This is a genomic window from Serinicoccus hydrothermalis (assembly GCF_001685415.1).
Taxonomy (GTDB): domain Bacteria; phylum Actinomycetota; class Actinomycetes; order Actinomycetales; family Dermatophilaceae; genus Ornithinicoccus; species Ornithinicoccus hydrothermalis.
In genome coordinates, this window is sequence record NZ_CP014989.1 from 2,136,327 (window position 1) to 2,153,807 (window position 17,481).

Annotated in this window: 14 protein-coding genes and 1 pseudogene; 12 read left to right on the forward strand and 3 right to left on the reverse strand. The window is 67.0% G+C overall.

From position 1 onward, the window contains the following. Positions 1-4: 4 nt before the first annotated feature. Positions 5-601 (reverse strand): hypothetical protein, encoded by a 597-nt coding sequence (locus SGUI_RS09825; protein WP_066639439.1) that lies wholly within the window; start codon positions 599-601, stop codon positions 5-7. Positions 602-1,447: 846 nt separating this feature from the next. Between SGUI_RS09825 and SGUI_RS09835 the strand changes: the two genes are divergently transcribed. The 10 genes from SGUI_RS09835 to SGUI_RS09880 all read left to right on the forward strand — a co-directional run bounded on the left by SGUI_RS09835 (position 1,448) and on the right by SGUI_RS09880 (position 13,513). Continuing rightward, a complete protein-coding gene (locus tag SGUI_RS09835) occupies positions 1,448-2,197 on the forward strand; it encodes a TnsA-like heteromeric transposase endonuclease subunit (RefSeq protein ID WP_066639447.1) in 750 nt (249 codons plus the stop codon). Further along, the gene (locus SGUI_RS17690) at positions 2,194-4,395 is read left to right on the forward strand and encodes a hypothetical protein (RefSeq protein WP_066639449.1); all 2,202 of its coding nucleotides are present in this window, start codon (positions 2,194-2,196) and stop codon (positions 4,393-4,395) included. Before SGUI_RS09835 ends, SGUI_RS17690 begins: the two co-directional genes overlap by 4 nt. 1 nt (position 4,396) lies before the next feature. Continuing rightward, positions 4,397-5,446 carry a TniB family NTP-binding protein gene (locus SGUI_RS17085; protein WP_191090890.1) on the forward strand — a complete coding sequence of 350 codons (1,050 nt, stop codon included), beginning with the start codon at positions 4,397-4,399 and terminating at the stop codon, positions 5,444-5,446. Further along, positions 5,443-6,855 carry a TniQ family protein gene (locus tag SGUI_RS09850; RefSeq protein WP_066639453.1) on the forward strand — a complete coding sequence of 471 codons (1,413 nt, stop codon included), beginning with the start codon at positions 5,443-5,445 and terminating at the stop codon, positions 6,853-6,855. Before SGUI_RS17085 ends, SGUI_RS09850 begins: the two co-directional genes overlap by 4 nt. Then, entirely contained in the window at positions 6,852-7,232 is a 381-nt protein-coding gene (locus tag SGUI_RS09855; RefSeq protein WP_066639456.1) for a hypothetical protein, read from the forward strand. Before SGUI_RS09850 ends, SGUI_RS09855 begins: the two co-directional genes overlap by 4 nt. Then, positions 7,229-7,543 (forward strand): hypothetical protein, encoded by a 315-nt coding sequence (locus SGUI_RS09860; RefSeq protein WP_066639459.1) that lies wholly within the window; start codon positions 7,229-7,231, stop codon positions 7,541-7,543. Before SGUI_RS09855 ends, SGUI_RS09860 begins: the two co-directional genes overlap by 4 nt. Beyond that, the gene (locus tag SGUI_RS09865) at positions 7,540-9,201 is read left to right on the forward strand and encodes a TniQ family protein (RefSeq protein WP_066639462.1); all 1,662 of its coding nucleotides are present in this window, start codon (positions 7,540-7,542) and stop codon (positions 9,199-9,201) included. Before SGUI_RS09860 ends, SGUI_RS09865 begins: the two co-directional genes overlap by 4 nt. Before the next feature lie 260 nt (positions 9,202-9,461). Continuing rightward, positions 9,462-10,445, forward strand: coding sequence for an AAA family ATPase (locus SGUI_RS09870; RefSeq protein WP_066643186.1), 984 nt, complete (start codon positions 9,462-9,464; stop codon positions 10,443-10,445). Beyond that, positions 10,438-12,942, forward strand: a complete 2,505-nt coding sequence (locus tag SGUI_RS09875; RefSeq protein WP_083190611.1) for a S8 family peptidase — start codon at positions 10,438-10,440, stop codon at positions 12,940-12,942. The genes SGUI_RS09870 and SGUI_RS09875 overlap by 8 nt, the downstream gene beginning before the upstream one ends. Before the next feature lie 154 nt (positions 12,943-13,096). Beyond that, positions 13,097-13,513 carry a VOC family protein gene (locus SGUI_RS09880; protein ID WP_066639468.1) on the forward strand — a complete coding sequence of 139 codons (417 nt, stop codon included), beginning with the start codon at positions 13,097-13,099 and terminating at the stop codon, positions 13,511-13,513. Between the two features lie 568 nt (positions 13,514-14,081). Here the strand turns inward: SGUI_RS09880 and SGUI_RS09885 are convergent. Further along, complete coding sequence (locus tag SGUI_RS09885; protein WP_066639471.1) at positions 14,082-14,483, reverse strand: heavy metal-responsive transcriptional regulator; 402 nt, start codon at positions 14,481-14,483, stop codon at positions 14,082-14,084. Positions 14,484-14,542: 59 nt separating this feature from the next. On the opposite strand from SGUI_RS09885, the gene SGUI_RS09890 reads away from it, so the two are divergent. Beyond that, a complete protein-coding gene (locus SGUI_RS09890; protein WP_066639472.1) occupies positions 14,543-14,857 on the forward strand; it encodes an alkylmercury lyase in 315 nt (104 codons plus the stop codon). Further along, positions 14,854-16,206 (forward strand): dihydrolipoyl dehydrogenase family protein, encoded by a 1,353-nt coding sequence (locus SGUI_RS09895; RefSeq protein WP_066639474.1) that lies wholly within the window; start codon positions 14,854-14,856, stop codon positions 16,204-16,206. The genes SGUI_RS09890 and SGUI_RS09895 overlap by 4 nt, the downstream gene beginning before the upstream one ends. Positions 16,207-16,770: 564 nt before the next feature. Here SGUI_RS09895 and SGUI_RS09900 read toward each other — a convergent pair. Beyond that, positions 16,771-17,388: pseudogene (locus SGUI_RS09900) on the reverse strand (ISL3 family transposase); the annotation flags it as partial. Between the last annotated feature and the right edge of the window lie 93 nt (positions 17,389-17,481).

Here is a 17,481-nt window from a genome sequence, read left to right on the forward strand (position 1 = left end):
ACCCTCATCCCATGCCCTGGACGTAGAGGCGACCGGAGAAGACCTCTGGGAAGTCCGGCACCGTGGCCGCGTTCATGGTCTCAGGCATGATCCACGGGGTCGTGCCGGTCGCTGGCTGCACGGTGCGACGGCGACGCTCTTCGTCGGTTGAAAGCCACGTGGTCCAGGACCGTCCGAAGTAGTTGGCCGTGGCGAGTGCCCTCAAACTGGGCGTATCTTCCGCTGGTACGAAGTCTTCAGGTGCAGGCCGTGGTGGGAACGTTGGCTCGACCAGGGTTCTGGAGCGTGTCGCACGTTTGTAGTCGGTAAGCGCGTCGAGAATCCGGGACTGCTGTGCTTCGACCTCATCGAGCAGCGCCGCGACGTCGGCCACATCCAGCGCTTCTCCTTCGATGGGTAAACCGTCGAGGCTCGTGCCTTCGGTCTTCAGCACCACACAACGGTGGACGAGGGAGAGCAACTTCGTCATGGCGTCCGGATCGTTGATCGCCTCAATTACCACGGCGTTCACGTTGGTGGCTCGATCGCCATCCCTGCTCGTGTTCCAGACTGCGATCTGCTCAGCATCTGGCTGGCGGTCAACAATGGCAATCCCCCGCATGGCTCTCCTTCGAGTCTCAACTGGGCTTGTCGCCGAGGTTAACAAGCGACTCCGACAGACCTGCTCGGGAGACCCCGAGCTTCGGCGGACCAGGCATGGTCAAGACTCCCGGGGGTTGACCGGATAGCGCTCCAGAGCCCACCGGCGCTGACTCGCTGCCCGCTCCAGAGCGACGCGATCCTTGCCCGACAAGTCGTCGCGGCGCAGCCAGACATCGAGTGTCTCGATCTCCCAGGAAAGACGGGCTCGCACTCTGTCGAACATCTGACGGCACCTGCGCGAACAGAACCTGGTCGGTCTTCCGGCGGCGTATCCGGATGGCCAGGCGCACATCTGGTCGCACACGGGATTGAGGCAGCGGTGCTCGGTCTCGGGCTGCACGGTCTGGTCCAGCGCACGGACCACGTCGGCCGGCGATGGCTCCGGGACGGACTGCAGGTAGGTCTGCAAGGTTCGCTTCAACGCGCCACCTCGGCGCTCAGGATGCTGGTCAGGCATCGTGGTTGGTAGGTGCACCATGGTACCTCCTTTAGTCGTTAATCACGACTATATCCGCGCTTCTGTCAGCATTTACGACTAGTCGCCCTGACCTGTGAAGATGCTAAGAAGTGGACGCGTCGCAGCAAGCAGACTCTCGGAGTCGAGGGGTTCACCGATTCGCGACAAGCCTTCGGCTGTGGCGCACGGACACGCATGCCTAGTCGGAAATGTTTGCAGAATGGGTGTCCCTGCGGTAACTTGCCCCTAGGTCCTCGCCTCGCTCCAGACGGAGTGAGGGCGCACCGGTTGCACCCGGTACGCCCTCAGCGACAGACCCGAGAGACGCTGCGAAAGCGAGGATCCGTCATGGGTCAGTCTAGAGATGTCGCACGTGCGCGGCCAGCCCGTGTGGTCTCCTGGACGTTCCGGTTCGACGCCGGCACGCAGGTGTGGGACTGGACGAAGGGCCCACCTGACGTGCGCGGGTTGCGCTCGATCCGCACCCCCCGGTCGACCGAGAAGAGCCGCCACATCCCTGTGCAGGCGCACTCCGTCACGCTGGAGGGTCCGATCCACCTGGAATCCGGGCTGGAGCACGACCTGGTGCGCGAACTCGACCGCGACCCCGACGTGGAGTGGATGGTGTCACAACCTGTGCGGCTCGGGCTGAGGACCGCAAGCGGCCGCTCCAGAACGCACACGCCCGACCTCCTGGCACTGGGACGGGATGGTGGCGTGACCGTCTGGGACGTCCGTCCCGTCGACAAGCAGGACGAGAAGTTCCTGGAGAACAGGGACCTCACCGCCGCAGCCTGCGGCGAGGTCGGGTGGCACTACCGGGTCTACGGAGGCGGGTCGTCGGTGCGTCGCGACAACCTCCGCTGGCTGACGGCATACCGGCGGCAGATGCCGTGGTACCCGAATGCCAAGGAAGAGCTCCTCGGGATCTGCCGGGAACCGCGGGCGACCGTCGGGGCGGTCCTCGACGCGGACCACGGCGCAGGGCACCTGGTCAGCGCGATGTGGCACTACGCCTGGACCGGCGCCGTGGTCATAGACCTAAACCAACCGATAGACCGGTCGACACCCGTCCGTGAGCTCCAGGAGTCGCTGTGAGCGGAGCGTCTGTGCCCATCACCGTCGGGGCCAGGATCCTGACAGCGGACGGCTACGCGGTGGTCACGGACCTCGAACGCCACGGGGTCCGTCTGTGCTTCTCCACCGGCGAAGACCGGTCCGTGACCTACTCACAGCTCCAGGCGCGGGCGGTAGGTCAGGACGGGGCACAGGCACTCCACTCCTCCCTCTTCCCGTGGTGGACCCAGCTCGAGGAAGCAGTGCGCCTGGAAGCCCTTTTCAAGCAGGAGTGCGTCCTGGAAGCACGGACCGGGTTCCGGTACGGACTGCGCGAGCTCGCCCAGCCCGGTGAGCCCTTCCACCCGTTCGGTGACGACTTCGGTCTGAGCCTGGCGGCGCGGTATCGCGCGATGAGCAAGGTCATCACCTTCGAGCGCTCCGTCGACCGAGCGGTGATGCGACGGGTCTACGACGGGGAGCTGGCAGGCCACCGGATCGCAGCGCGCACGATGCAACGCTGGGACAGCCTCTGGGTCAGCGGCGGCCTGCGGGGGCTCGTCGACGGCCGCGCCATCAAGGGTAGGCAGGCCTTCGACATCATCGACGCCGACTTCCGACGGATCGCCCTGGAGAAGTTCGCGGAGTACGACGGGTCGAAGAGTCGGCCCAACCTGCAGGAGATCGAGCGTCAGGTGCGGGTGGCCCTCAAGAACGAAGGCGTCACCGATCCGTACCTTCCGGACCGGATCACCCAGGAGTTCCTCAGTCATCACTGGCGGGCCACCGGATCCTCGGTGCGCGCCCAGCGCTCCAAGTCCTTGCGCCGGGTGGCCGGTCACCAGAGCTATCCGGCCCAGCACCCCTCCGAGCTCGCCACCGACCTGACCATGGCCAACAACTTCGTACTCGACCCCCTTCGAGAGCGGGCCATCAACGTCGAGGTCGGGGTCATCCACTCGATCGCCACCCGTGTCATCCACGGCATACGAGTGTTCCCGCGAGGAGCGCGCGGCATCGACGTCGGGCTCCTGGTCTACGACGCAATGCGGCAGTTCGCCATGGTCGTCGACGGCACCACCATCGACGACTTCCGCTGGTGCGGCATACCCGAATCACTCGACCTCGACGGCAACCCTGTCCACATCGGGAGACGACCCACCGTCAAGCGTGACCTGACGATCCAGGGTGTTCACTACCTGCCCGGTGTGGCCCCCACCTCGCTGCGCAGCGACCATGGCAGCATCTTCGTCGGCGAGCACTTCCGAGCGCTGCTCGACCAGTTCGGCATCGAACTCCGACTGTCGCGTGGCAAGAAGCCGACGGACAACCCGCACTCCGAGCGGAAGATGGAGGACCTGGAGCGTGCCTACCAGCAGGTGCCCGGGTACAAGGGTCGCTCCATCCATCAGCGTGGCCGATTCATCGGCATCGAGGCGGACGAGCCTCTACTGACCGCCGAAGAGCTCGAGCGGCACTTCCGGCGATGGGTCGCCGTGGACTACCACCGGATGCCCCACGACGGTCTCGCCCTCCCCGGAGCCCCCGGCATCCGCCTGACCCCCCTGGAGATGCACGACGCTCTTGCAGATGCCACGGGCCGCATCCTCGTCCCACAGCACCCCGATCTGCTGTACCAGTTCCTGCCGACGATCTGGCTGACACCCGGGCATGCTGGCGTCGAGCACAAGAACCTGACCTATGACGCACCCGTCCTCGGGGACTTCCGCTCGGTCAGGAAGGGGACGTTCCGCGAACGGGACTCCGCCATCCCCTTCCACACCGACCCGCGAGACCTGACGCGCCTCTGGTTCCGCCACCCGGAGACCGACCGGATCCACGAGATCCCGTGGAAGGCGCGGCACCTCATCCACGCACCCCTCGGCGATGTCGTCCGCGACCGCGCGCTGGCCCGGATCAAGGAACGGGGCGGCAACCGGTCCATCAACAAGACCCGCATCATGCGTCAGATCATCGACGAGATCGGCGAGCTCACCACTGCCCCCGCCACGGACGAATGGCGCAACAAGCTGGCGGCCGCCCAACTGCGCTGGGAACAGTCTCAGCGAGATCACGCAGACGTCGCCGAGGCTCATCGCGTCCTCGAGGCCGGCGGGTCGAACGTGCTGCGGCTTCCGGCGGCCCCCCGGGGCGACCCGGTCGACCCGGTCGATGCCACGGGGGCGGACCTGCTGGGGCCGGATGACGAGCCGTGGCCCGACTACAGGCAGATGGTCTGACGTGGATGCCCACGACTGGCACCGGCAGGCGATGGCCACGCCACCGGCGTGGCCCGATCCGGTCTCCTCCACCGACTACGACAAGATGTCCTGTCCGTCGCAGACTGACTACTTCCTTCGGCTGGCCACGGCCATGAACGCACAGGTCTTGTTCTCCGAGCCGATGACAGCGGCCCAGGGATGCCTCGACGAAGTCGTGGAGACGAACCGACTCAGGCCACCGGGAGCCATGCAGATGGTGGCGCTGACCGCCCCGTTCTCCGCCGGCAAGTCCACTCTGATCAAGCAGTGGGGTTTCCGCCTCCACCGTGAGGTGCTCGGCGAACAGGCCGCGCGGGACCGTCCCACCTGGTCGCCCGAAGGCGGGGTGACCGCCGACTGGTGCCCGGTCGTCTACGTCACCCTGATGGCCTCCAGCTCGATCAAGGAGGTCAACGCACTCATCTTGCTCTACCTCGGCTACCCGCCCGAAGGGCTGGTCCGGACCACCACCACCCGCGTCCTGCACGCTCTGCGGATGCACGGCGTCCGCGTCGTCATCCTCGACGACGCCAACATGCTGCGCTCCACGAATGCCCAGGGGCGCGCGGTGCTGGACTACATCAAGTTCCTCAACACCGAGCTCGGCGAACGGTGCAACGGCACCGTCGTCCTCGTCGGGGCTCATCTGGACAGCACCACCATCCTGGACGACCCTCAGATCCGGGCCCGCCTGACCACGATGAAGGTCGGCGCCTTCCAGATCACCACCGTCGACGAACGGGCCGCCTGGCAGAAGCTGCTCCAGACCGCCGAGGAGCGTCCCCTCGCGCACCTGCCCGACGCCACGCCCGGACTGTTCGTGAGTGGCCTGGCCCACCACATGTGGCAGCGCACCCAAGGCTTCGTCGGTGAGGTCGCCAAACTCGTCGCTGGCTCGGTCCTCGACGCCGTCCGCGACCGGCGCTCCATCATCACCCGGGACCACCTCGACGCCGTCACTCTCAGCGAACGGTCCATCGACGGTCAGATCGAGGGCGCTGCCATGGAGAACAGGAACAAGCAGAAGTGAGGGTCGCGCCGCTGCCGGTCCGCCCCACGCCACGTCCTGGGGAGCCTCTGTCCTCGTATGCGGCGCGGCTGGCTGACGCCAACGGTCTGGCCCGTGGCAGGGTCCTTCCGGCGTGGCGGCAGGACATCGACGTCCCGCCTACGGAGCTGTCCACCGTCGGCGCCCTGGCCGCGCTGGACCCTGCCGTGGCGACGCGGTTGACGATGGACCGGTACCCGCTGGCGATCCGTGGCCACGGACCTCAACGTCGTCACGGGTGGCGCCTGCACCACTCTGTGGCCTGGGTCTGCCCGTCCTGCACGGTGTCGACCGGCCACCGGGACCTGTTCTGGCAGACCGCGCTGGTGCCGGTCTGCCAGCGGTGCTCGTGCTACCTGATCCACGCTGGCTCCCCGCACGTCGCGGTGCCTGCGCACCCATGGGTCCTCGAGGTGGTCCAGGTCTTGGTCGAGTTAGCTGAGGCGTCGGTCGAGGAACCGGGTGCCAGGCGCGTGCTGTACCGGCGGCGACGCCGCTGCCAACAATTGGCCGCCACTATCGACGGCGGCTCCTTGGGCGTGGGGAGCGACCTGCCCCCGTTGGACCTGGTCGCGGCACGGACATGGGGGGCCTACCCCTGCCCGGACCCGACCACCGTCGCTGCCCTGCTGGTCATCACGGGCCCACGCCGTTCCCGACAGAGCAAGCCGGCTCACCTGCGCTGCCAGCAGTCGTCCACCTTCACGGGCGCTGACCGCGACCGGCTCGACTGGTTCCTCACCCGGCTGCGTCATCACGTGGATCACGACGACCTGCGCCCAGATCACGTCCCGAGCATGCTCCCGCCACCCCAAGGCGACGATGCGCGGAAACCCGGGGCATGGCTGTCGCTGACCCGTGCCGCCACCGCCATGCACATGCTCATCGCCGACGCATCCGGCCACAGCGAGACGCCGCAGGAGGCGATGACCGCGCTCGGGGTCCCAGGCATCCCGTCCAGCGCGCTCATCGACGGCATCGACACCGGCGAGGGCCTGCGCGAGCAGGACGGCGACCTGCTCACCACCGCGCTGCAGCAGCTGCTCGCCGACGGGCTCGTGGACTACCAGCGCCGCCGCGACATCCTGCGACCCGCCACCCGGCTACCCAGCACCACCAGCCAGCGACTGCCTGCCACGGTGACCTCGGCACCCACCTTCAGCAGACTGGCGCTGGCATGGATCTGGATCCGGTTCACCCATGGACCCATGCGCTCCTGCCCCGGGCCCGACATCCCTGATCGGGACGTGCACGCCTTCGACCGCCGCATCGACCCCGAGACGCGGCTGCTGCTGCACGAGACCGGACAGCAGCTCCTCGCCGATGCGGACCTGCTGACCATCCCCACCACCCAGGCCACCTGGGCGGGCATCACCCGGCGGTACGGATGAACACGCCAGAGCAGGACCACGAGAACCTGCGGGACCGGGCGGCGCGGATCCTGCAGGCGATGGACGCCACCCCCATCCCGGCCATGGACGTCAACTACTACGCCCACTACCTCGAGGAGCTACGGCTGCTCGTCGACGAGTTCCTGGCCGGGGCACCCGACCCATCGTTGACCGGGACCCGGGTGTGGCTGATGTGGGACTGCGCCGACCTCATCGGCTCTTACACCACCGAGTCCGCCGCACGCGCAGAGCACGCCGACCTACAGGACCAGCTGCGCACCGACTACGGGGAGGGTGCCCAACCCCTGGACAGCCTGACCATCACGACCGCGTACGTATCAACCAGTTGCCCGGGCCAGGCAAGGACCGACCAGTGAGAGGAATCAGCCGTGAGGTCCTCGCCCGCGACGCCGCCTGGAGTCTTGCGGACGGGAAGTGCAAAGGCATGGCGTCCCGTTGGGGGACCTGGGAGCGGATCTACCTGGACGCCGAGGCGGTCGGCGACCGCGCCCGGGCCCTGATCGCACCGGCCGAGGTCTGCGCCGGATGTCCGATCGTTGCCGAGTGCGCCGATCTGGCGGAGCTGTCCGGTTACACCGGTATCGCCGGCGGACGCGGTTACCGCAATGGCCGTGAGGATACCTACCGGATCCGGGACCCGATCAAGGCACGACGGAGGACGGCGTGACCGTTGCGGTCGCGCTGCCCGTCACCGTCGCACCCCGTGACGGGGAATCGATCGAGTCCTGGCTCGAGCACCTCGCAGACGCCAACGGCCTGACCACGGCCGCGCTCCTGACCCACCTCCGCCGGCGAGGTGTAGGCACCCGGTACCTGACCCTCGCGCCGGCGCCGGCCACGGTCCGCGTGCTCGCCGACCTTGCCCGCGTCACCGAACAGGACGTTCACGCCACCACCCTGGCCGCCTACGACGGGACCGCCCTCAACCTGGCCGGTCTCGACCCCGACGACCGGTACTCCTACCGTCAGGTCGCCGCCCGCGGCTGGACACCCGCCCACGGCACCCAGGCCTGCCCGACCTGCCTGGCCGAAACCGGGACCTGGCGCAGCGCGTGGCGACTCCTCATCGTCACCACCTGTCTTCGCCACCGCAGCCTGCTCGTCGCCGAGTGCCCCTCCTGCCGGCGGCCGTTCCGGGACCAACGCGGCTCGCACCTGCGCAGGGTGGGTGGGGCCACCGCTTGCGGAAACCCGCTCGGCGCCGGCCCTACCAGACAGTGCCAGCACGACCTCACCACCATCCCCACCGCAACGGTCGATGACGCCGTCCTGGCGCTTCAGACCCGCGTCGAGACCGCCCTCACCGACCACGCCGTGACGGTCCTCGGGGAGCCGATGGACGCGGCGGCGTACCTGGATGACCTGCGGCACCTCGCCACGCTCCTGCTGCACCTGGCAGGCCAACCCGACGCACACAGGATTGGCACCTGGCCCTCCGGCCTCACCAGGGAAGCAGCCCGACGCACCGGGGAGCGAGGACCACGGTGGGGCCTACGCCCACCGGACCCTCCGGGGTTGCGCGCAGCGGCGCTGGCTACCGCTGATGCGGTCCTTTCCGCACCCGACCTCGACACCGCCGCGTCCGCCTTGACGCCGTGGACCGAGCTCACCCCGACTACCGACGACGGCCCACTCGGCTGGTTGGCCGACCGCACTGTCATGACCCCGACGCTGACGCGGCTCGTGCTGTCCGCTCGGTCGCGTCACCGACGCCTGTCCCACCAGCTCGACACCCACCCACCGACCGGAGCGGCGATGAAGATCAATCACAAGGCTGTCCCGCAGGTCATCCCCCACCAGCAGTACCTCGACCACCTCACCGGTGCGTCTGACAGCGGCGCAGAGACGGTCCGGCTCTTCGCCTCCCTATCTCTGGCCAGGATGCACCCGGACATCAAGACCTGGGCGGCCGCCGCGCAAGCCCTCGGCATGCCCGGACCCGTGGGCACCCGCTGCGCACGCGCCTGTTCAGGCACGATGCTGATCGCGGCCGAGGAGTGGCAGGCCCGGATCCGGGCGGCCATCCAGGACGTGCCCCGCTACGACTACCGCGCCGCCGAAGCCAAGACCGAGCACCGCCGACACATGAGCCGCTGGTTCGAGGAATGGGCCCGCAAGTACCGACCCGGCACCCACCACACCAGTCTGAGTTACGGGCTGACGTGGCAGTGGATCCACGTCGCCCACGCCCACCTCGACCTCTCACCCGCCTGGGACGGCACCACACCCACCGCCAAGGACCGCGCCCTCTACCGCCAGTTCGAGACCTCCCTCGACGGCCAGCAGCAGAGCGGGCTCGCTTCCGCCCTGCACAAGCGCGCGTGAACCGTGTCCGTGGCATCAGTTGCCCTAGCTTCAAGCTCGAGTAGGCAGTAACGGGATCGGACCCGACACATGCGTCGACAGCGAGGGTCGACAAGAAGTGTGAGGAGGGCCGACCGGGGCGCCGCCCAGCGGACTGACAGGTGTCGGCCCCTGATGAGATGGTGGCGCCATCGACGGAACGACCCGCCGGAGCGCGCGCTGCGGATGACAGGATGGGTTGTCTGCGAAGATCGGTGGAGCGGCGAGAAGGGATGGACTATATGGCGCGCGGCGACCTGCTCCTGGCGCTGGTCCAGTCTGGTGCTGGCGGTGACGAGCTCGCCTTCCGGCGTGCCGCTGAGGCTCTCATCGCCGAAGAGAACGCAAAGAAGCACGGTATCCTCGCCTCCCAGCTCGCGGACGCTCTGACCCGGCGGAGGAACCCCGGATCCTCGGTCTCGCCACTCTCACGGTCCCAAGAATCAGCCGGCCTGTTCTACGAGTCCGAGCCAACTAGTCGGATGACCGACCTCGTGCTGCCCTCTGCCGTTCGCCAAGCAACGACCGACCTTATCGAGGAGCACCACCGCCGAGACCTTCTGCGCAGCCACGGTGTCGAACCACGCCACCGCATCCTACTGGAAGGCCCGCCCGGCAGCGGCAAGACCACCCTCGCTGAGGCCGTTGCCACTGAGATCGCAGTCCCGCTGCTAACCGTGCGCTACGAGGCACTGATCGGCTCCTACCTCGGTGAGACTGCCAGCCGTCTGGACGTACTGTTTTCCGCCGTCCGGATCCGGCCCTGCGTGCTCTTCTTCGACGAGTTCGACGCCGTCGCCAAGGAGCGCGGTGACACCCACGAGACCGGTGAGATCAAGCGCGTCGTCAGTTCTCTGCTGGTGCAGATCGACCGGCTCCCCAGCCACGTCATCGTCATCGCTGCCACGAACCACGCCGAGCTCCTCGACCGCGCGGTCTGGCGACGGATGCAGATCCGGCTCTCCCTTCCGAAGGCCACACGCGAAGGCAAGATCGAACTGCTCCGGTCCTGGTCGGCCCGCACCGGGGTAGAGTTCGGCAAGTCCGCACGCAGCATCGCCGACCGTCTGCGCGATGTCAGTTACGCAGAGCTCGAAGACTTCGCAGAGGACGTCCAACGCCGCCAGATCCTTGACGGATTCGACGCTGACCCAGGTGCAGTGACTGAGCGCCTCTTGAAGATCTGGGCAAACCGAGCCAAGCCGGCGCTCGATCTCGATGGCTGACGAAGCCGCCATTGAGCGACCCCTGCTTTGGGGACCCGTCGGACCGCCGATCACTTTTTCTCCGAGTAACCGCGGTGGTTCGAAGGTAGACCTGCCCTCGACGGCGAGACAGGGACAGCGGCTGGCCAGTCGCTTTACCGACCTCGACGACGCCTTCGACGAGCAAGCCACCCTGACCGCCTCCTTGGGTGCCAGCGACCCACAGCTCGTGGTCGTCTTTGAGGCCATTGATGAACGAGAGGACCTCAGCGGCGTCGCTGCTCGGGCGGGTCTGGAGATCCTCGCCGAGGTCGACCGTGAGTTCGAGCCCGACCCCGACTTTCCGCGCAAGTCCGTCAACCAGGACCTCCCGGTCACCGGATGCCTCCACGCCGTCTGCATCAGTGGGCAGGCAAAGGCCAACATCATCACCCAGTGGCGCAAGTGGCAGACCACCGGCAAGGTCGACATTGGATACGCGCCCCTCAAGCGTCTCTTCGCGCATCTCAAAGATGCTCGAGCCTGGGGACCCCAGGACCGGGTACGAACAGCCGACGTTGCCGCTGCCCTTGAGGGCATGCTCCCCGGCGATCACACCGTCGAGATCGAACTGTGGTATCGGCAGTCCGAAGCGGCTCGTCGACGAGCCGAGGCCGAGGTCGCTACCCTCATCGAGCAAGGCGGGGGCCAAGTCATCTCCACCGCCCAGGTCGCAGAAGTCGGCTACCACGGCATGAAGTGCACTGTCCCCCTCGAGTTACTCCAGGGCCTGGCCGCCGGCGACTACGACGCCGTAGCCGCAGTGAAGTCGGCGCACGTGATGTACCTGCGCGTCACAGCCCAGTCGTACCTCATCTCCCAGGAGTCACCATCTGCCTCGGTTGGTGCAGCCCCGCTCCCGGCCTCTGACCCGGTCCTATGTGTTCTCGACGGCGTTCCGATTGTGAACCACCCACTCCTCGCGGGCCGCATCATCGTCGACGACCCTGACGACCTCGGTTCCGACACGATCGTCGAGAGCGAGCTCCGGCGCCACGGCACTGCCATGGCCTCTGTCTGCGTGTGGGGCGATCGCAACCTCAACGAAGCACCGGCCCCACGCCCGGTCCTCGTCCGCCCGATTCTCACCCCTGCCCGCGACACCTCCGATGGCTGGGAAGAACTTCCCGACACTGTCTTGGCGCCCGACCTGATGCGGCGGGTCTTCCGCGAGCTCTTTGCAGGGGATGGACAGATCCCACCCACTGCTCCTTCAGTAGTGGTCCTTAACCTCTCCGTCGGGGATCCCGCTGTGCCGTTCGACGGGGTGATCTCCTCATGGGCACGAACCCTGGACTGGCTCAGTGCCGCCTACGGTGTCATCGTGGTCGTCTCCGCTGGCAACCACACCGTGCTGCCCGTGCCCGGGGGAACCGACGCCCTGCTTGCACTCACCGGCTCCGACAGAGCCGAGGCCGTTAACGCCGGCGTTGCCGAGATGAACCCACGACGTAGTCTCCTCGCGCCAGCCGACTCCATCAATGCACTCTGCGTCGGGGCGCTGAACACCGATGGAGCCGGCGACGTGCACATCGCGGGGTACGAGTTCGACCCGGCCGACGGGGAACTCATCGTCAACCCGACCAGCGCACTCGGAGGGGGACACCGCCGATCGGTCAAGCCCGATGTCGTCGCTCCGGGAGGGCGATCCCTGTTCAGGAAGCCCGTCGCGGGCGACGCAACTCAGGCTGAACCCGCCCGAAAGACGGCGCTCGGGCCCGGTATCAAGGTCGCCGCCGTCAAGGGCGGCGAGGCGTTTACCGTCGGCACAAGTCCCGCCGCCGCCCTGGTCTCTCGCGACGCTGCACGTGCCGTCGACACAGTCATCAATCTTGCCGGTCGGTCGCTAACTCGCTCCGAACTCGCGGTGGCCACGAAGGCACTCGTGGCGCACACGGCGCGCGTGCCCGAAAACCTCCTCGTTCATGAGGAACTCCGCCACTCGGCGCACGGGTACGGCTCGCCGGCTCGCCATCTCGCCGACGGCTGCGACTCCAACGAAGCCGCCATTCTCTACATCGGAGACATCGGTGAGAACGAGTCCCGCAAGCTCGCCTTCCCCCTTCCCAACGGCCTCCAGGAACGAGGGATCAAGAGAGTCTCGGCTACCCTTGCGTGGCTCTCTCCCGTCAACTGGCGACACCGCCAATACCGGCGCGCGGCGCTGGAGTTCTCCCAACCGGCCGGATTCACCAAACTCGGGACCGCGCTCGGTGCGGTCGGTGACCGTCCCAAACGAGGAACGCTCCAGCACGTCGAGTGGGAAGTCACCAAGGCCGTCGGGGTCGGTCAGGGCAGCGACCTCGAACTGACCGTGAACTGTAAGGGCCAAGCTGGCGGACTCCAGGGCGAGCGTGTGCCTTTCGCAGTCGTCCTCTCGCTGTGGGTTGCTCCCGAGCTCAACGTCGATGTCTACACCCAGGTGCAGCAGCAGCTCGCCGCGCGCCTCGCCGTTCAAGCAGCCCCGGGAGTCTCCTAACGCATCATCTGCAAAGCGCTGCTCGAGGTCCGGCTCCATCGGCTCGCGTCCTCCTCGCCCGCTCCCGATCTCGCGCTCATGCCGATGAGCGGATCCCCCTTCTTGCCCTTGACGAGACGCGTCGGGTTGAATGGAGGTGGCGAGAGGAACACCTATGTCTGCTGATTTCCCTGTGCTGCTGCACACCGCCATCGACACCCGTGACTGCCGAGCCCTCGGCGAGTTCTACCGCCAGTTGCTTGGTCTGCACTACCGCGAGGGAGACGAACCTTCCACCGATGGCAGCCCGGATGACGCCGATTGGCTCGTCTTGCTCGATGACCAGGGCAATCGAGTCGTCACGATCCAGGAGAAGAAGGACACCACGGCACCGACCTGGCCCTCAGAGGACGTGCCGATGCAAATGCACATGGACTTCGCGGTGCCCACCGTCGAAGCTCTGCATCGTCACCGTGAGCATGCCGAGGAACTGGGCGGCCGGGTGCTGTATGACCGGACGAAAGACGACGACGAACCACTCTTTGTCATGGCCGACCCAGCTGGACACCCGTTCTGTCTTCTCGTCCAGTAGCGAATCACTCGGCCGTCGCCCGCCCCGTCGCGGAGCAACTCACCGCGCACGCTTGGCGGAACGCGGGCATCTGCCGCGAGGCGCGCTACTGTGCACAGCACGTGCCGGAAGACCCTGATCGTGCAAAGTTCGCCGGGCCGGCTGTGCTGTGTTCGCTGCATCTCCACACCTGGCTGCGGCAGCAGATGTCGAGATGCACCCAATCTTGTAAGAACGGCACTCGATTCCAAGATGTCGAGATGCAGCGAAGATTGCACAACCGGCACTTGTATGCAGCAATAGTCTGAAGTGATCACAGGCATAACCCCACGTTGGGACGCACAGGCCGCCTCCACTCTCGTCAGGAGATCTCGCCGGGCAGACCGCGCGCGGTCCGATCCGAGGGACGCAGACGACCGGATCCGCCGATGAGCGCGCACTGTGATCAGGGATATGCGGGTGATACGCACACAACGAATTTGTGGGCTTTAGGGGCCGCCGAAAGCGTCGCGCTGCCGATGGTCGATCGGCCTCCGCTCGTCCCACGGTTGCGGTGGCAGCAGCACAACGGTGTGCCGCCTGGCGGTGGCTACCTCGACGGAGAGAGGATCTGGCAGATGTCTTGGTCCGCGCAGTCAACGGGGTCCAGCAGCCGGCTGCGATTGAGGAGGGCCTCGAGCTCTTCTTGCAGCACCGTGAGGTCGCGGATTCGTGTGCGGACGTCAGCGAGTCTGGTGTCCAAGAGCGTGGTGACGTGCTGACACGGGACGTTCCCCGCGTCGCGCAGGTCCAGGATGCTGCGGATCTGGGACAGCGTGAGCCCAGCGGCTTGCGCCGAGGCGATGAAACGCAGTCGTGCTAGCGCCGATTCCTCGTAGACGCGGTAGCCGTTCTCGCCTCGTTCGGTCTCGGGTAGCAAACCCCTGCTCTCGTAGAACCGGATGGTCTGGCTGGTCACTCCGGCCGCGTAGGCAAGCTCTCCGATCCGCACTCGTCCCTCATCTCTCGCGCTTGACCTTGCACCATGGTACAAGGTCTACGGTCGCCGACATGGACGTCTGCCTGCTCTACTTCGAGGACTGCCCGAACTGGAAGGTTACTGACCGGAGGTTGGTCGCGATCGCGGCCGAGCACCCAGAAGTGGTGGTCCGGCGTAAGCGCGTAGAGACCATGGAACAGGCCGAGCGGGTGGGCTTTCGTGGTTCACCGACCGTCCTGGTCGACGGGGCCGACCTGTTCGCCTCACCAGATTCAGCAGCGGGGTTCTCGTGCCGGGTCTATCGCACGGCCGACGGTCTGGAAGGGGCACCGACCCTGGAACAGCTACGGGTTGCGCTGGGTCTGACGCAGGAGGTCACGCGATGACCTACGACTACGACCTGATCGTCATCGGTGCCGGCATGGCGGGCGTCACGGCGGCGAACAAGTGCGCGTCCGCGGGCTGGGAGGTCGCGATCGTCGACGCGCTGCCCTACGGCGGCACGTGTGCCCTGCGCGGGTGCGACCCCAAGAAGATCCTGCGCCGCGGCGCCGAGATCATTGACAGCGCCCGTCTGATGCGCGGCAAGGGGATCGAAGACGACGGCCTGTCGATCAACTGGGCCGACCTCATGGTGCACAAGCACGGCTTCACCGAGCCCGTCCCCGCAAAGATGGAGGAAGGACTGTGCAGCAACGGTGTCTCCACCCTGCACGGGACGGCGCGGTTCACCGGCACCAACACCGTCGAGATCGACGACGCCCCCTACAGCGCGCGACACTTCCTGATCGCCACCGGTGCACGCCCCCGCCCGCTGGACTTCCCCGGGCACGAGCACCTGGTGGACAGCACCGGTTTCCTGAACCTGCCTGAGCTGCCGCGTCGGATCCTCTTCGTCGGCGGTGGCTTCATCTCCTTCGAGTTCGCGCACATCGCCGCCCGGGCCGGCAGCACCCCGGTCATCCTGGACCGCAAACCACGACCGCTGAAGGCCTTCGACCCCGGCCTCGTCGACCTCCTCATCGACCGAGGCGCCCAGGCAGGCATCGAGACCTGGCGCTCGGCGACTGTCACCGCGGTGGAAAAGACCAGCACCGGCTATCAGGTGAGCATCGATGAATCGGGGCGGTCAAGGAGGGCCGAGTTCGACCTCGTCGTGCACGGTGCAGGCCGGACCCCCGAGCTCGCCAGCCTGGAACTGGACGCCGCCGACGTCGAGTGGGACGACGACGGGGTGCGCGTTGCAGCCCACTTGCAGAGCACCAGCAACCCAGCCGTCTACGCGGCCGGCGACGCGGCCGGCACCCCCGGTATGCCGCTGACCCCGGTCGCCGTGTTCGAGGGCAAGGTCGCCGCCTCGAACATGCTCAAGAGCACCACGACCACCCCCGACTACAACGGCGTACCCACCACCGTCTTCACGATCCCCGAGCTCACCCGGGTCGGCATGCTCGAGGAAGAAGCCCATGAACAGGACATCGACATCGACGTCCGATACAGCGACACCAGCAGCTGGTACTCCAACTACCGGATCGGGGAAAGCACCGCCGCGACCAAGATCCTCATCGACCGCTCCAGCGACCACATTGTGGGAGCGCACCTGCTCGGACCGGAGTACGCCGAACTCGTCAACATCCTCGGCCTGGCCATGAAGCTGGGACTCACCACCCACCAGCTCAAGTCGATGACCGCCGCCTACCCCACCGTCGGATCAGACCTGGGATCCATGCTCTGAGCCAGGTCCGAGCATTGATGCCGCAACACCGTGAACCCACGGAACCGAAGTGAGCCGACTGGCCCAACCGCACTGCGCGACTGACCGGATCTGCCGCGGGGCGCGCGCGTACGTTGCATGGCCCGGGGCAGCAGGGCGGATCGTGCAAGGATGGCCAGAGACGCTGTGCAGTCTTCCCTGCATCTCGACACAAGAATCACCCGACGTTATGCACCTCGTGCGTGTCGTCCCACCCCTCTTATGGGTTGAGTTCGGTCGCCCGCCGACCCGTTTGCGAGTACGCCCTCGGACTGTGCCCGGGTGGACGAGGTTCCCCCGACTCGTTCCGTCGGCGGCACGGCACGCCTGCGGTCGGTGGCCCGAGCGGGCAAGGGTCGTGACAGCGCGCTCATGCCGAAGAGCGGTCGTTCTGCTCGTGGGTGGTTGGGCGGCAGGGATGAGCGTCAGACAGCAGCTTCTGGGTCGAATCGCGAAGAATGCAGGCTCGTTGTTCAGCTGCAGGTGAACGCTGACCGGCTAGCCCGCGTGAAACCGGCTCTTCAACTTTGAGCGTGGTTCGGGTGTTCACGCCGCGATGGGTCGGGGCGCGTAGCCAATGATGCGGCATCGGTAGTTGTCGTGGTTGCGGTAGCCGCGGCCGACTCTCTTGATCGTCTTGGCGGTCAGGTTCGCCGCCTCGGTTCTCGCGTTCGTGATCCTGGTCCGGCAGAAGGTGAGGAGCTCGCGACGCCAGGCCTTCAGGGTGCGGAACAGTGCGACCGGCTCGGGCAGGTGGGTGGCTCGGACGGCGCTCTCGAGGCGGGCCCAGTGCCGCTGGAACGAGGGAGTGTCCCGGGCGGTGAGGAGCTGGCGGACGTGCTCCTTGATGCCCCAGGCGACGGCAAGCTCGAGGTCCTCGGCCAGGATCTGCTGCAGCTTGGCCCGTTGGCGCACGGTGAGCCGGTCGCCGGCGCACGTGAGCAGCTTGCGGTACTTCCACGGGGTATCGCACGCCCTGCCACGGCGCTCGTGCAGCTCCCACACCCGCCGCCGCCTCACTTTGGTGACCATCTCGTTGGCCAGGCGCACCACGTGCCAGTGGTCGACGCTGACCCTCGCCCTGGGCAGCGCCTTGCGGGCGGCGGCACGGAACTCACTGGACATGTCCAGTGCGACGATCTTCACCCGCTGGCGCCACCACCTGAGTGTGCCAGTCTGAAGTGGCCCCACTTGGAGGTGTAGTGCTGGTCTGAAGTGGCCCCACCCTCGACCCCGAACTTCCCTCTACTGTCCGGA

Coding starts and splice junctions, on each gene's coding strand:
- SGUI_RS09890 (WP_066639472.1), top strand. CDS start 14,543: ATGGACGTCTGCCTGCTCTACTTCGAGGACTGCCCGAACTGGAAGGTT.
- SGUI_RS09880 (WP_066639468.1), top strand. CDS start 13,097: ATGTCTGCTGATTTCCCTGTGCTGCTGCACACCGCCATCGACACCCGT.
- SGUI_RS09835 (WP_066639447.1), top strand. CDS start 1,448: ATGGGTCAGTCTAGAGATGTCGCACGTGCGCGGCCAGCCCGTGTGGTC.
- SGUI_RS09875 (WP_083190611.1), top strand. CDS start 10,438: ATGGCTGACGAAGCCGCCATTGAGCGACCCCTGCTTTGGGGACCCGTC.
- SGUI_RS09855 (WP_066639456.1), top strand. CDS start 6,852: ATGAACACGCCAGAGCAGGACCACGAGAACCTGCGGGACCGGGCGGCG.
- SGUI_RS09895 (WP_066639474.1), top strand. CDS start 14,854: ATGACCTACGACTACGACCTGATCGTCATCGGTGCCGGCATGGCGGGC.
- SGUI_RS09825 (WP_066639439.1), bottom strand. CDS start 601: ATGCGGGGGATTGCCATTGTTGACCGCCAGCCAGATGCTGAGCAGATC.
- SGUI_RS09870 (WP_066643186.1), top strand. CDS start 9,462: ATGGCGCGCGGCGACCTGCTCCTGGCGCTGGTCCAGTCTGGTGCTGGC.